The organism is Pantoea sp. JK (assembly GCF_026130245.1).
In the GTDB taxonomy this organism is placed as follows: domain Bacteria; phylum Pseudomonadota; class Gammaproteobacteria; order Enterobacterales; family Enterobacteriaceae; genus Pantoea; species Pantoea trifolii.
On sequence record NZ_JAINFN010000013.1, the window covers coordinates 53,555 to 67,226 of the forward strand.

At 53.9% G+C, this 13,672-nt stretch carries 12 protein-coding genes; 9 read left to right on the forward strand and 3 right to left on the reverse strand.

Translation table 11 applies throughout. The features are described from left to right. Positions 1 to 25 precede the first annotated feature (25 nt). Both tdh and PanJK_RS22215 read right to left on the reverse strand, forming a co-directional pair. Positions 26 to 1,054 (reverse strand): L-threonine 3-dehydrogenase, encoded by a 1,029-nt coding sequence (tdh, locus tag PanJK_RS22210; protein WP_265303038.1) that lies wholly within the window; start codon positions 1,052 to 1,054, stop codon positions 26 to 28. Next, positions 1,051 to 2,259 carry a glycine C-acetyltransferase gene (locus PanJK_RS22215; protein ID WP_256697829.1) on the reverse strand — a complete coding sequence of 403 codons (1,209 nt, stop codon included), beginning with the start codon at positions 2,257 to 2,259 and terminating at the stop codon, positions 1,051 to 1,053. The genes tdh and PanJK_RS22215 overlap by 4 nt, the downstream gene beginning before the upstream one ends. Positions 2,260 to 2,490: 231 nt before the next feature. On the opposite strand from PanJK_RS22215, the gene rfaD reads away from it, so the two are divergent. From rfaD to rfaC, 3 genes are read left to right on the forward strand one after another with little or no spacing between them, the layout of a single operon-like run. Next, complete coding sequence (gene rfaD / locus PanJK_RS22220) at positions 2,491 to 3,423, forward strand: ADP-glyceromanno-heptose 6-epimerase (protein WP_265303040.1); 933 nt, start codon at positions 2,491 to 2,493, stop codon at positions 3,421 to 3,423. 17 nt (positions 3,424 to 3,440) lie between these two features. Further along, the gene (gene rfaF, locus PanJK_RS22225) at positions 3,441 to 4,484 is read left to right on the forward strand and encodes an ADP-heptose--LPS heptosyltransferase RfaF (RefSeq protein ID WP_265303042.1); all 1,044 of its coding nucleotides are present in this window, start codon (positions 3,441 to 3,443) and stop codon (positions 4,482 to 4,484) included. Between the two features lie 2 nt (positions 4,485 to 4,486). Further along, positions 4,487 to 5,455, forward strand: coding sequence for a lipopolysaccharide heptosyltransferase RfaC (rfaC, locus tag PanJK_RS22230; protein WP_265303044.1), 969 nt, complete (start codon positions 4,487 to 4,489; stop codon positions 5,453 to 5,455). A gap of 15 nt (positions 5,456 to 5,470) precedes the next feature. Here rfaC and PanJK_RS22235 read toward each other — a convergent pair whose 3' ends face one another. After that, complete coding sequence (locus tag PanJK_RS22235) at positions 5,471 to 6,439, reverse strand: polysaccharide deacetylase family protein (RefSeq protein WP_256697832.1); 969 nt, start codon at positions 6,437 to 6,439, stop codon at positions 5,471 to 5,473. Positions 6,440 to 6,758: 319 nt separating this feature from the next. On the opposite strand from PanJK_RS22235, the gene PanJK_RS22240 reads away from it, so the two are divergent. The 6 genes from PanJK_RS22240 to waaA all read left to right on the forward strand — a co-directional run bounded on the left by PanJK_RS22240 (position 6,759) and on the right by waaA (position 13,669). Next, complete coding sequence (locus PanJK_RS22240; RefSeq protein WP_256698462.1) at positions 6,759 to 7,883, forward strand: glycosyltransferase; 1,125 nt, start codon at positions 6,759 to 6,761, stop codon at positions 7,881 to 7,883. Positions 7,884 to 7,925: 42 nt separating this feature from the next. Next, positions 7,926 to 9,035 carry a glycosyltransferase family 9 protein gene (locus tag PanJK_RS22245; protein ID WP_265303046.1) on the forward strand — a complete coding sequence of 370 codons (1,110 nt, stop codon included), beginning with the start codon at positions 7,926 to 7,928 and terminating at the stop codon, positions 9,033 to 9,035. After that, positions 9,032 to 10,033 carry a glycosyltransferase gene (locus PanJK_RS22250; RefSeq protein ID WP_265303049.1) on the forward strand — a complete coding sequence of 334 codons (1,002 nt, stop codon included), beginning with the start codon at positions 9,032 to 9,034 and terminating at the stop codon, positions 10,031 to 10,033. The genes PanJK_RS22245 and PanJK_RS22250 overlap by 4 nt, the downstream gene beginning before the upstream one ends. A gap of 73 nt (positions 10,034 to 10,106) precedes the next feature. Continuing rightward, positions 10,107 to 11,183: a putative lipopolysaccharide heptosyltransferase III gene (rfaQ, locus tag PanJK_RS22255; RefSeq protein WP_265303051.1), complete on the forward strand. Its 1,077-nt coding sequence runs from the start codon at positions 10,107 to 10,109 to the stop codon at positions 11,181 to 11,183. Continuing rightward, the gene (locus PanJK_RS22260; protein ID WP_265303053.1) at positions 11,176 to 12,309 is read left to right on the forward strand and encodes a glycosyltransferase family 4 protein; all 1,134 of its coding nucleotides are present in this window, start codon (positions 11,176 to 11,178) and stop codon (positions 12,307 to 12,309) included. The genes rfaQ and PanJK_RS22260 overlap by 8 nt, the downstream gene beginning before the upstream one ends. A gap of 85 nt (positions 12,310 to 12,394) precedes the next feature. Beyond that, positions 12,395 to 13,669, forward strand: coding sequence for a lipid IV(A) 3-deoxy-D-manno-octulosonic acid transferase (gene waaA / locus PanJK_RS22265; protein WP_265303055.1), 1,275 nt, complete (start codon positions 12,395 to 12,397; stop codon positions 13,667 to 13,669). The last annotated feature ends 3 nt before the right edge of the window (positions 13,670 to 13,672 follow it).

A 13,672-nucleotide genomic window follows, 5' to 3' on the forward strand; every position in this document is an offset into this window, starting at 1 on the left:
TCCGGCCATCAGGCCGGAGAAAGGTTTAATCCCAGCTCAACACCACTTTGCCGGATCGTCCCGAACGCATTTCATCAAAGCCCTGCTGGAACTCATCAATGTGATAGCGATGGGTGATGATCGGCGTGAGATCGAGGCCAGACTGAATCAGCGCCGCCATCTTGTACCAGGTTTCGAACATCTCGCGGCCGTAGATGCCTTTGATGAACAAGCCTTTAAAGATAACCTGATTCCAGTCGATTGACATCTCGCCCGGCGGAATGCCGAGCAGCGCGATGCGGCCGCCGTGGTTCATCACTTCCAGCAAAGTGCGGAACGCCGCTGGCGCACCGGACATCTCCAGACCCACATCAAAGCCTTCGGTCATGCCGAGTTCAGCCATCACGTCACGCAGATTTTCCTGCGCCACGTTCACGGCGCGCGTTACACCCATTTTGCGCGCCAGTTCGAGGCGATAGTCGTTGATGTCGGTGATCACCACATGGCGCGCGCCGACGTGCTTACACACCGCCGCCGCCATAATGCCAATTGGCCCAGCACCGGAAATCAGCACATCTTCGCCTACCAAATCGAACGACAGCGCGGTGTGCACCGCATTGCCGAAGGGATCGAAAATCGCCGCCAGTTCATCGGAAATGTTGTCAGGAATTTTGAAGGCGTTAAATGCCGGAATCACCAGATATTCAGCGAAACAGCCCTGACGATTGACGCCAACGCCTACCGTATTGCGGCACAGATGCGTGCGTCCGGCGCGGCAGTTGCGGCAATGGCCGCAGGTGATATGACCTTCACCGGAAACGCGATCGCCCACGGCAAAGCCCTTAACTTCCTGACCCATTCCTACCACTTCGCCCACATATTCATGGCCGGTGATCATCGGGACTGGAATGGTTTTGCGCGACCAGTCGTCCCAGTTATAGATGTGTACGTCGGTGCCGCAGATAGCAGTTTTACGAATCTTAATCAGCAGGTCGTTATGGCCGGGTTCGGGAATCGGCGCGTCCTTAACCATCCAAATGCCTTCTTCGGCTTTTAATTTGGCGAGTGCTTTCATTTACTTGCTCCTGAAATAACGCCCAGCTGTTGACCAATGCGGGTAAAGGCAGCCACGGCGTGCTCCAGCTGCGCCTGCGTATGTCCGGCAGAGATCTGCGTACGGATACGCGCCTGGCCTTGCGGTACCACCGGATAGAAGAAGCCGGTGACGTAGATGCCTTCCTGCTGCAACAGGTTGGCAAACTGCTGCGCCACTTTGGCATCGCCCAGCATTACCGGGATGATGGCGTGATCGGCGCCGGCCAGCGTGAAACCTGCAGCAGTCATTTTCTCGCGGAAGAAGCGGGCGTTTTCCCACAAGCGCTGACGTAAACCGTCGCCTTCGCTTAGCAGCTCCAGCACGCGCAGCGAGGCGGCAACAATTGCCGGCGCCAGCGAGTTGGAGAACAGATACGGACGCGAGCGCTGACGCAGCCATTCAACCACTTCTTTCTTCGCTGCCACGTAGCCGCCCGATGCACCACCCAGCGCTTTGCCCAGCGTGCCGGTCAGAATGTCGACGCGATCCATCACGTCACAATATTCGTGCGTGCCGCGTCCGGCAGAACCGACAAAGCCCACCGCATGAGAATCATCGACCATCACCAGCGCATCGAACTCATCGGCTAGATCGCAAATGCCCTGCAGATTGGCGATCACGCCATCCATCGAGAACACGCCGTCGGTGGCAATCAGGATGTGACGCGCGCCTTTATCGCGTGCTTCCTGTAAACGCGCACGCAGCTCGCTCATGTCATTGTTGGCGTAACGATAGCGCTGCGCTTTGCACAGACGCACGCCATCAATGATCGAGGCGTGATTGAGGGCGTCGGAAATAATCGCGTCTTCAGCGCTGAGCAGCGTTTCAAACAGGCCACCGTTGGCATCAAAGCAGGACGAGAACAGAATCGCGTCTTCCATACCGAGGAACTCAGCCAGCTTGTGTTCCAGCTGCTGGTGAATGTCCTGCGTGCCGCAGATAAAGCGCACCGAGGCCATGCCAAAACCGTGCGAATCCATGCCGTCTTTCGCCGCCTGGATCAATGCCGGATGATTGGCTAAACCCAAATAGTTGTTGGCGCAAAAGTTGATAACGGGCGGGCTGTTGGCAACGTTGATTTCTGCCTGCTGTGCCGATGTGATGGTGCGTTCTCGTTTGAACAATCCGTCCTGACGTGTTGTCTCAAGTTGTTGACGAATTTGCGAATAAAACTGACTGGACATGATTCTGCTCCTCAGATAGCAAAATTTTGGCACATATTACTGATCGAAAAGCGAATAGACGATATTTCAGCCATCAATATCTCGGTTTTGCAGCATAGTTCACGCTGCGGACAGGATTTGTGCAGCGCTTACGGAGTCATCTGGCTGCCTGCGTCTGGCTGAAATGTTATGATGATAGGCATTCGTGGGTGAAACCTCCTGTTTCCCCCCAACTCTTTAAAGGCAAAGCATATGATTATCGTAACCGGTGGCGCTGGCATGATTGGCAGCAACATTGTTAAAGCGCTGAACAATCGCGGTCTGACCGACATTTTGGTGGTGGATAATCTGAAGGATGGCACCAAGTTCGTGAATCTGGCGGATCTCGACATCGCTGATTACATGGATAAAGAGGAATTCCTCAGCTACATCATGTCTGGCGAAGATCTCGGCCCCATCGAAGCCGTTTTCCACGAAGGTGCGTGTTCCGCGACCACCGAGTGGGATGGCAAGTACATGATGGATAACAACTATCAGTACTCGAAAGATCTGCTGCACTTCTGCCTCGAGCGTGAAATTCCGTTCCTGTACGCCTCTTCTGCGGCCACTTACGGCGGCCGCAATGAGAACTTCATCGAAGAGCGCCAGTACGAGCAGCCGCTGAACGTATACGGTTACTCGAAAATGCTGTTCGATCACTATGTGCGCCAGATTCTGCCTGAAGCCGAATCGCCGGTGTGCGGCTTCCGTTACTTCAATGTGTACGGTCCGCGTGAAGGCCACAAAGGCGGCATGGCGAGCGTCGCGTTCCACCTCAACACGCAAATCAGCAACGGTGAAAATCCAAAACTGTTCGAAGGCAGCGACGATTTCCGCCGCGACTTCATCCACGTTGATGACGTGGTGGCGGTAAATCTGTGGTGCTGGGAAAACGGCGTTTCCGGTATCTACAACTGCGGTACCGGTCGCGCTGAATCTTTCCAGGAAGTGGCTGATGCGGTGCTTAACTTCCATCAGAAAGGCCAGATTGAATACATTCCGTTCCCGGACAAGCTGAAAGGCCGTTATCAGGCGTTTACCCAAGCCGACCTCACCAATCTGCGTGCGGCCGGTTACGACAAGCCGTTTAAAACCGTCGCGCAAGGCGTGGGCGAATATATGGCCTGGCTGAACCGTAACGCATAAGGAAATCGGCAACAGCGATGAAAATTCTGGTTATTGGCCCATCATGGGTCGGCGATATGATGATGTCGCAAAGTCTCTATCGCACGCTCAAGGCTGAGCATCCTGAAGCGGTAATCGACGTGATGGCACCGGCCTGGTGCCGCCCATTGCTGTCGCGTATGCCGGAAGTGAATCAGGCGCTGGCGATGCCGCTCGGCCATGGCGCATTAGCGCTGGGCGAACGTCGTCGTTTGGGGAAAACCCTGCAGGCCAGCGGCTATGACCGCGCCTATGTACTGCCAAACTCCTTCAAATCTGCGCTGGTGCCGTTTTTCGCCGGGATCAAACGTCGCACTGGCTGGCGCGGCGAGATGCGCTATGGCGTGTTGAATGATGTGCGCGTGCTGGACAAAGCGGCCTTTCCGTTGATGGTTGAGCGCTATGTGGCGCTCGGCTATGACAAACCGGTTGCTTCCGCGCAGCAGCTGACACAGCCATTGCTGTGGCCGCAATTGCGTGTTGATGACGATGAAAAGCAGATGACGGCGGCACAGTTTGCGCTGTCGGCCGATCGTCCGGTGATTGGCTTTTGCCCGGGCGCAGAGTTTGGCCCGGCGAAGCGCTGGCCGCACTACCATTATGCAGCGCTGGCAGAGCAACTGATTGGCGAAGGTTATCAGGTGGTGCTGTTCGGTTCGGCGAAAGATCGCGAAACCGGCGACACCATTGTGCAGACGCTGTCTGAAGTGGCGCGTGCGCACTGCAAAAATCTGGCAGGTGATACGCAGCTCGAGCAAGCGGTGATTCTGCTGGCGAACTGCGCGGCGGTAGTCAGTAACGATTCCGGCCTGATGCATATCGCTGCTGCATTGAATCGTCCGCTGGTGGCGCTGTATGGCCCAAGCAGCCCGGACTTCACGCCGCCGTTGTCCCAACATGCGCGCATTATTCGATTGATCACCGGCTATCACAAAGTCCGCAAAGGTGACGCCGAACAAGGTTACCACCAGAGCCTGATCGATATTCAGCCAGCGCGCGTTCATCAGGAACTTAGCGCGCTGTTGCATCCGGTGCAGGAGTAAAGATGCACGTTTTAATTGTTAAAACTTCCTCAATGGGAGACGTGCTGCACACCTTACCGGCGCTGACAGATGCGATGCAGGCGATTCCTGGCATCAGGTTTGATTGGGTGGTTGAAGAGAACTTCGCTCAAATCCCAGCCTGGCATCCGGCGGTCGATAAAGTGCTGCCGGTGGCGATTCGCCGCTGGCGCAAGCACTGGTTCGGCAGCCAGCAGCGTGAAGAGCGTGTGCAATTTAAGCGTGAGCTGCAATCGCGTCAGTATGATGTGGTGCTTGATGCACAAGGCCTGATTAAAAGCGCCGCGCTGGTTACACGCCTGGCAAAAGGCGAGAAGCACGGACAAGACAGCCGCAGCGCACGCGAACCTTTCGCCAGCTGGTGGTATGACAAACGCCATGAAATCAACAAGCAGCAGCATGCGGTGGAACGTACGCGCGAGCTGTTTGCCAAAAGCCTCGGCTATGAAAAACCCACGACGCAGGGCGATTATGCGATTGCTGGGCATTTCCGTTCTACGCTGCCAGACAACGCTCAGCCTTATCTGGTATTTCTGCACGCCACCACGCGTGATAACAAACACTGGCCGGAATCACACTGGCGTGCGCTGATTGAGTTAGTGCAGCCAACAGGTTTGCGTGTGAAGTTGCCGTGGGGCGCTGAGCATGAACACCAACGCGCACAGCGTCTGGCCGAAGGGTTCGCTCATGTTGAAGTACTGCCAAAATTAACGCTGGAGCAGGTAGCGCAGCAGTTAGCCGGCGCGCGTGCGGTGGTGTCGGTGGATACCGGTTTGAGTCACCTTACGGCGGCGCTGAATCGTCCGAATATCACACTTTACGGTCCAACCGATCCGGGGTTGATTGGTGGTTATGGTAAGAATCAGTACGTGCTGCGCCCTGCGCAAGGACACAGCATGGCGGATATTCAAGCCACAGATGTTGCAACGATGATGAAAGAAATTGCGGTATAAATTTATACCGCTCCGCTAGATAGCGCTGTTTCTCTTCTGCAGCGCATATTCCGTCAGCGTCATACCCTGAGTACGTGATTGTAGCCAACTGAAAAGCTGCTCTAAATCATCATAAAGGCGCTCAATGTCAGCTTCATTTTTAAATGTGGGGCTGCCATCAGGCATGAATTCTGACGAATGCAGCATGAATTCGACGTAATCATTTCCCTGGCTAAGTGTTTGCTCAACCACCTGCTTCATCTGCGCCACATTGCCCCCAACCGGACGCAGCCAGTTGACAGAGGGACCACGTTTCTTGCCGCGTACGTCATTCCACACTTTTTTCAGCTGATTAGTGAATGTGCCATAGCGGTATTGAATGCTCATCGGCAACTCTAACAACGGACTGTTACCTGCGCGGGAAATGTCATGAACATCAAGGTAATAAGCATGATCGGGGAAACGGCTGTAATCGGTGCCGCCTTTGCCTTGCGGCGCACCAGATGAATTACGCCAATCCACGCGCGGTGTGACGGAGCAATCAACCAGATAACCATTGTCAATCAATGCTCGGGCGTAAACTTCATCAAAAGCCCAGCGTCCGGCTCGATGGCTAGTCATCTTCTGCTGAAAAGCGCTTTCCAGCAAATCGGTCATGTATGCGACCTTGTCGCGCAAAATATTTTCAGGAAATTCAATCAAATAAGGCTGATAGCGCCAGTCATCATCGGTCAACGCGTATTCCGGCGGGCTATACCATGCATGAAGATGCATGCCGATTTCACCTTGCCCGCGCGCCAGTAGATCGCGACCAAATTCAACATAAGCCGCATCGCTCGCCATTTCGTAATTGGTTAGCCAGGTAGGTTTAAACCCGTATTTCTCACATAAAGCCTGAAAGCGCGGCAGGAACTGAACATTTCGCGTGGTAACCTTGCCGCTGCGATTGCGCCAAAGATTATCCCCTTCAGTATCGAGAGTAATTAAAAACGCAGGCTTATCCATAACTTATCCGGTAAAATGAGCACTTTCTCATCGCTATGGTACGCAAGCCCTTGAGTGAGGGCAAACATTTCATCTGGCGTGTTCCCACAGATGTTGTTAGCAGTATAAGTGTGGTTAAACTAGAGTAAATTAGACTGCACATCGACGCGCATACGCAGAATGTTCATCTTAAGAGCAATAAGCAATATCTGAAGCCAAACATACCTAATAAATTGATTTATCTTATATTCAGTCCTGTTTTATCAGGGGATGATAGCTGCATTGTCATACAAAACAGGCTGGCGATTAGGAGCAAAAGAATTTGTCGAAGCGCATTCTGATGGTGATTGATGGCCTGCCGGGCGGCGGTGCCGAAAAAGTCGTGCTGACACTGGCTGAGGGTTTTATCAGTCAGGGACATCGTGTGTCGCTTTTCTCCTTGCGCAAAGTCTGCGAATACCCCATTCCTGCGGGCGTGGATTATCAGACCGTGATTGATAAAAGTTCACGTCCGTGGCGCAAACTGACTGAAACCCATCGTCGTGCGCATTTGTTAGATGAAGCCGTGCTTCAAAGCGAAGCGCTGCACGGAAAATTCGATTTGGTTTTATCTAATCTGCACAAAACCGATCGCATTGTTCGCTATGCACGTGCGCTGGATGCGAGTAAAACCTGGTATTGCCTGCACGGCGTTTTTTCAGCCTCCTATCTTGCTCGAAAATCAGGTTTCTCTTTATGGCTTAAGCGGCTGAAAATTCGTGATACTTACCACGGTAAACAGCTTATCGGCGTCTCGCAATACGTCATTGATGATGTGATTCATAATATCGGCGTGAAACCCAGCAAAGCGCAGGTCATCTTTAACCCATTTGATTTCGAACTTATTTCCCGACTGGCCGCAGAACCTTGCCCACTTGCAGGACGCAATTTCGTGCTGCACGTCGGACGCTTCCATGAAACTAAGCGTCACGATCGTTTGCTGGCCGCCTATGCTCAGAGTGGCATTACTGCTCCGCTGGTTTTATTGGGTCAGGGGAGCGAAAAAATCACGGAAAGATTACGCCAGCAAGCCACTGATTTAGGCATCGCAGAACGTGTGCGCTTTGAAGGTTTTCATAAAAATCCTTACCCGTGGATTCGCCACGCTCGGCTGTTAGTGGTGAGTTCAGACAGCGAAGGATTCGGCAATGTACTGGTTGAAGCCTTGAGCTGCGGCACATCCGTGGTAAGTACTCGCTGCCCCGGCGCGCCGTCGGCCATCATGACCGGCGACCTGGCGCGCGGTCTAGCGGATTTGAATGCTGATTCACTCGCGCAGAGAATGCGCGAGATTTATGCCGATCCGCCTGAGTTGCAAGATCTGGACTTAAGCATTTATAGTCTCAAGATTATTTGTCAGCAGTATTTGCAACTGGCAGAAATGGAAGTACCTCTATTTTCAGGCACTCAGCACGTTTCAGGTTAATAGGTCCCCATGTCGGTGTGGCCGTATCATGGGGATAGATCGTTGACGTATGTAATTCTCTTTTTACTTTTTTTACCGGTCAAATGGGTGATGAAAATCTTCCACAGCCGAACCGGTAAAAATCTGGTTATTCAAACAGCCAAGATCGGTGATTTCGTTAATATCACCCCGCTATTAACCCATCTGGGAAAAAGCGATGCGCTATTGAGCAATAGCGTTGCCGCTCTTGCCACGCGCGATATCACGCTGGAAAACATCTGGTATATCGAAGAGCATCGTTCAGGCTTAGTCAAAAAAATGAAGTTGGTGTGGCAGATACTCAACCGCTACGACAACATCTATCTATTGCATCCCACCAATCTCAATCTGTTTATTGCCGCTTGCTGTAATGCCAGCAACAAACAGTTTCTTTCAAGTTATCGCCGCAAAAGTTATCAGGGTTTGTTTTACCTCACTGCAAGCGGCGTGGTCGAACATGAAAAAAATACCCTGACGCTGGAAAATTACCTGAAACTCGCCGATCGCTCGTTCACTAAAGAGAGTTATCCTAAGCATGCCACACAACCACTTTGGCAACCCAACTCGCTGCCGGATGAAATATTCCAGCATGATGGCATTCGCATTGGCATCAGTATTACCGCAGGTAATCAGGCAAAAACGATCCCACCGATAATTTGGCAGCGACTTTTTAACCACTTGAGCGATCTGCCTTGCCAGTTTTATGCCTTTGGCGCACCGAATGAACAATCACGCTTGCAGGAGCTGTATAAAGTTGTCGGCGCGCGCGAGAACCTCATCAGCCTGGTTGGCAAGGTGCCATTAGAAGACGTGCCAGCGGCTATCGGTGAAATGGATTTCTATATCGCGTCAGATTCCGGCAATGTCTATATCGCCGATGCGCAGCAGGTGCCGATCATTTTGATTTATGGCCCATGTTGCGTTGAAGAGCAGCGCCCGCTGGGCGATGTGTTGTTGATTGGGCCAAATCATATTGCGCCCTCATCTTTTGTTTTCGACGCACAGTACAAATTTATGCATCCCGCTGAACAGCTGTTTGAACTTGATCAGCGGAAGCTAAACGATATTCATGATTTTATCAGCGCCAGGCAGCAGCAACGCCTAGCGCGACGGAAGAACAGTAAAACAGCATGAGCATGCAGCCTGAAAGATCATCCCCGTTACTCAGCCTCATTATTCCCATGTTCAATGCGGGCAATGATTTTGCCGCCTGCATGCAGTCGTTGCTGGCGCAAACTCTTACCTCGCTGGAAATCATCATTGTCGATGATGGTTCCACCGACGGTTCCGGCGAACGTGCCGACGCCTACGCGCAGCAGCACCCACATGTGCGAGTGATTCACCAGGCCAACGGTGGCGTATCGCGCGCGCGCAATGCCGGCTTAGCGATAGCGCGCGGTAAGTACGTTTCGTTTCCAGATGCCGACGACACCATGGATCCGGCAATGTATCAAACGCTGGTTGAGATGGCAGAACACGACAATCTCGATGCTGCGCAGTGCAACGCAGAATGGTATTTCAAAGCCAGCCAGCAAGTGAAGCCACTGATTCCTCTCGATCGCCTTACCAGCACCGAAGTGCTCGGCGGCCCTGAGTGGCTCAATAAAGCACTTAAAACGCATCGCTATATGCATGTGGTTTGGCTGGGCATTTACCGCCGTGACTTGATCGAACGGCTCAAACTTTACTTTGAACCTGGCCTGCATCATCAGGACATTCCATGGACGACTGAGTTCATGCTTAATGCCCAACGCGTTCGCTACACCGATCGGGTGCTTTACCGTTATTACATGCATGATGCCTCAATCAGTAATCGCAAACGCACCGGCCAGCGCAACGTCGAATATCAGCGTCATTACCTGAAAATTGCGCAATTATTGGAAGAGATCAACGCACGCTATCGCCACAAAGTGAACATCTATCCGGCGTTTCACTACCAGATCACGCACGAGGCGCTTAGCGTCTGCCACTGTATTCGACGCGAGCCGGAAGAGAGCGCGCGTCAGGCGATGATTGCCGATCTGTTTGCCACGCAAACCCATAAGCGCATGCTGCGTAATGCGCGCGGCGTACGCCAATGGTATCAACTGCTGTTGTGGCTGAGCCGGATTTACCGCTGGCGTAACAAATAAGCGCCGCGTCTGGCTTTCACGCCTTTGGGGTTTGCCCTACAATCAGCTGACTGAATTCTGAGATCATTTGAGTATGGCAAGCCCGATTCCAGACCACTATGCACCGAAAAATATTCTGCTGATCAAGCTGCGCCATCACGGCGATATGCTGCTGACCACGCCCGCGATTAACGCGCTTCGCCAGCGCTATCCACAGGCCAACATTGACGTCCTGCTGTATAAAGAAACCCGTCCAATGCTGGAAGCGCATCCGGCCATTCGCCAGTTACACATCATCGATCGCAACTGGAAGAAGGAAGGCGGCTGGCGGAAATTCCGACATGAAATGGCGCTGCTTTCAGCGGTGCGTGCTTGCCATTATGACCTTGTGATTAACCTTGCCGATCAGTGGCGCAGCGCCATAATTACCGGATTCTCTGGCGCGCCAGTGCGCATTGGGTTTGCCTTCCGCAAACGTGATAATGCCTTATGGCGCTGGATGCACAATCAGCTGGTCAGCACGGCTGATCATCATCAGCTGCATACGGTCGAACAGAATATGGCGGCGCTGAAGCCGCTGGGCATCAGTGCCGCTGGCGCAAAAGCCTCAATGCATTTCAGCGTAGCCGATCAACGGAAAGTGCAGGATGTGCTGGCGCAGCACGCGGTGAAAATGCCATTTGTGGTGGTGCAACCCACCTCACGCTGGCTGTTCAAATGCTGGGAAGATGAAAAAGTCGCACAGCTGATCGATGCGCTGGTCGCCGAAGGCCGCACCGTGGTACTGACTGCGGCGCCGGACCAGAAAGAAATGGCGATGATCGCCAATATACAGTCGCTGTGCCATAGCCATAACGTGGTGTCGCTGGCCGGTGAATTATCCTTGCCGCAGCTGGCGGCGCTGATCGATGCGGCGCAGCTGTTTATCGGTGTGGACTCTGCGCCGATGCATATGGCCGCCGCGCTGGAAACGCCTTGTTTGGCGCTGTTTGGCCCCACCAAGCTGCAACACTGGCGTCCGTGGGGCGATCACAACCGCGTGATTTGGGCCGGCGATTATGGTCCGCTGCCCTCGCCAGACGCCATCGATACCAACACGCAACAGCGCTACCTTTCTGCCATTCCCGTTGAGGATGTGGTGGCTGCCGCCCGGAGTTTTTTGCATGAGTAAGTTACGCCTGGCGATCGTCCGGCAGAAATACCGCCCAGACGGCGGCGCAGAACGTTTTATTTCGCGGGCGCTGGAAGCGCTGGATAGCGAGCAGCTCGATCTCAATATCATCACCCGCAGCTGGCAGGGCACGCCGAATCCAGCCTGGCATCTGCACATTTGTAATCCGGCGAAATTTGGTCGCATCTCGCGCGAGCGCGGTTTTGCGCGTGCCGCACGTGAATGTTGGGAACGCGAGAAGTTCGATATTGTGCAGAGCCACGAACGCATCGCCGGTTGCGATATCTTTCGTGCCGGTGATGGCGTGCATCGCGTTTGGCTGGAGCAGCGCGCGCGCATCGTGTCGCCGTGGCAACGCTTAAGTGCCCGCCTCAGCCCTTATCATCGTTATGTGTTGCAGGCGGAAGCCGACATGTTCAACGCGCCGTCATTGAAAGCAGTGATCTGTAATTCAGAGATGGTGAAGCAGGATATTTTGCGGCACTTCACGCTTGATGCCAGCAAGATCCATGTGATTCATAACGCCATTGATAGCCAACGCTTCCAGCCAGCCAGCGAAGCACTGCGCCATGCGGCACGCCAGCAGCTCAAACTGCCGCAAGATGCCACGGTAATGATTTACGTAGGCTCGGGCTTTGAGCGCAAAGGATTGAAGGCGGCAATTGAAGCGGTGGCGAAAAGCGATCGTTATCTGGTGGTGGTCGGCCAGGATAAGCAGTTGTCGCGCTATCAGCAGCTGGCAAACCAGCTCAATTGCCTCGACCGCTTACGCTTTGTTGGCGTACAGCAGGACGTGCAACCGTTCTACCATGCAGCCGATGCGCTGCTGCTGCCCACGCTTTATGATCCCTTCCCGAATGTGGTGCTGGAAGCGATGGCCTGCGGTCTGGCAGTGATCACCAGCACCGGCTGCGGCGGCGCGGAGTTTATCACTGCGGGCCAGGAAGGTTTTGTTTGCGATGCATTAGATATCAACGCGTTAAACGAAGCCGTAAAAGCAACACCGGCGCTTTCACACAATTCTGCCATGGGCGAAGCCGCACGTCGCAGAATTGAACCTTATGGCCCGCAGCGGCTGGCGCAAGCGCTGACCTCGCTGTATCAGCAAGTGCTGCAGACCCGCTGACGAAGGGGTATGAGCAGGCGGTTAATTTCTGATAACATGCCGCCTTTCCTCTGTTTTTTGACGCGATTCTGTCGTAACGGTAACTATGACGACTCTATACACAGCCTTGCTCTATCTGATTCAGCCACTCATCTGGCTGCGCCTGTGGCTGCGCGGTCGAAAAGCACCGGCCTATCGTAAACGTTGGGCAGAACGCTACGGCTATTGCACTGGAAAAGTGCTGCCGCATGGCATTGTGTTGCACTCGGTTTCCGTCGGCGAGACGCTGGCGGCGGTGCCGCTGGTGCGCGCGCTGCGTCACCGCTATCCGACGCTACCGATCACCGTCACCACCATGACGCCGACCGGCTCCGAACGTGCGCAGTCAGCGTTTGGCAAAGATGTGCACCACGTTTACCTGCCGTACGATCTGCCAGGTTCCATCAACCGTTTCCTTGATACCGTCGATCCACGCCTGGTAATCATCATGGAAACCGAGCTGTGGCCAAACATCATTCGTATTCTTCATCAGCGCAAGATTCCGCTGGTGATTGCCAACGCGCGCCTGTCTGAGCGCTCGGCCAAAGGCTACAAAAAGCTCGGCGGCTTTATGCGCGACTTGCTGCAACGCATCACGCTGATTGCCGCGCAAAACACCGAAGATGGCGACCGTTTCCTCAGCCTTGGCCTGAAGCGTTCGCATCTCACCGTTACCGGCAGCCTCAAATTTGATATTTCCGTGACGCCAGAGCTGGCGGCAAAAGCGGTCACGCTGCGTCGTCAGTGGGCATCGCGTCGTCCGGTGTGGATCGCCACCAGCACCCACGAAGGCGAAGAAGCGATTGTGCTCGATGCGCATCGCCGCCTGCTGCAACAGTTCCCCAATCTGCTGCTGATTTTGGTGCCGCGCCATCCGGAACGTTTCAAAGATGCCTGCGACCTGACGCAAAAACGTGGCTTCAGCTTTACCTTACGCAGCAGCGGCGAAATTCCTTCAAGCTCCACGCAAGTGGTGATTGGCGACACCATGGGCGAGTTGATGATGCTATACGGTATCGCCGATCTCGCCTTTGTGGGCGGTAGCCTGGTTGAGCGCGGCGGTCACAACCCGCTGGAACCGGCAGCGCATGCCATTCCGGTGTTGATGGGCCCGCATATCTGGAACTTCAAAGATATCTGCGCCAAGCTGCAGCAAGCCGAAGGGCTGATTACCGTCACTGACGTGGTATCGCTGCAGAAAGAGGTCGCTAACCTGCTGCAGGATGACGATTATCGCCGCTATTACGGCCGCCATGCTGTGGACGTGCTGCATCAAAATCAGGGCGCATTACAGCGTCTGCTACAGTTACTCGAACCTCACTTACCACCGCGAGCTCACTAATTC

What these genes read in the sequence shown, in the direction of transcription:
- PanJK_RS22250 (WP_265303049.1), top strand. Translation starts at nt 9,032, where the DNA reads ATGAGCATGCAGCCTGAAAGATCATCCCCGTTACTCAGCCTCATTATT.
- PanJK_RS22215 (WP_256697829.1), bottom strand. Translation starts at nt 2,259, where the DNA reads ATGTCCAGTCAGTTTTATTCGCAAATTCGTCAACAACTTGAGACAACA.
- rfaQ (WP_265303051.1), top strand. Translation starts at nt 10,107, where the DNA reads ATGGCAAGCCCGATTCCAGACCACTATGCACCGAAAAATATTCTGCTG.
- waaA (WP_265303055.1), top strand. Translation starts at nt 12,395, where the DNA reads ATGACGACTCTATACACAGCCTTGCTCTATCTGATTCAGCCACTCATC.
- rfaF (WP_265303042.1), top strand. Translation starts at nt 3,441, where the DNA reads ATGAAAATTCTGGTTATTGGCCCATCATGGGTCGGCGATATGATGATG.
- PanJK_RS22240 (WP_256698462.1), top strand. Translation starts at nt 6,759, where the DNA reads ATGGTGATTGATGGCCTGCCGGGCGGCGGTGCCGAAAAAGTCGTGCTG.
- tdh (WP_265303038.1), bottom strand. Translation starts at nt 1,054, where the DNA reads ATGAAAGCACTCGCCAAATTAAAAGCCGAAGAAGGCATTTGGATGGTT.
- rfaD (WP_265303040.1), top strand. Translation starts at nt 2,491, where the DNA reads ATGATTATCGTAACCGGTGGCGCTGGCATGATTGGCAGCAACATTGTT.
- PanJK_RS22235 (WP_256697832.1), bottom strand. Translation starts at nt 6,439, where the DNA reads ATGGATAAGCCTGCGTTTTTAATTACTCTCGATACTGAAGGGGATAAT.
- rfaC (WP_265303044.1), top strand. Translation starts at nt 4,487, where the DNA reads ATGCACGTTTTAATTGTTAAAACTTCCTCAATGGGAGACGTGCTGCAC.
- PanJK_RS22260 (WP_265303053.1), top strand. Translation starts at nt 11,176, where the DNA reads ATGAGTAAGTTACGCCTGGCGATCGTCCGGCAGAAATACCGCCCAGAC.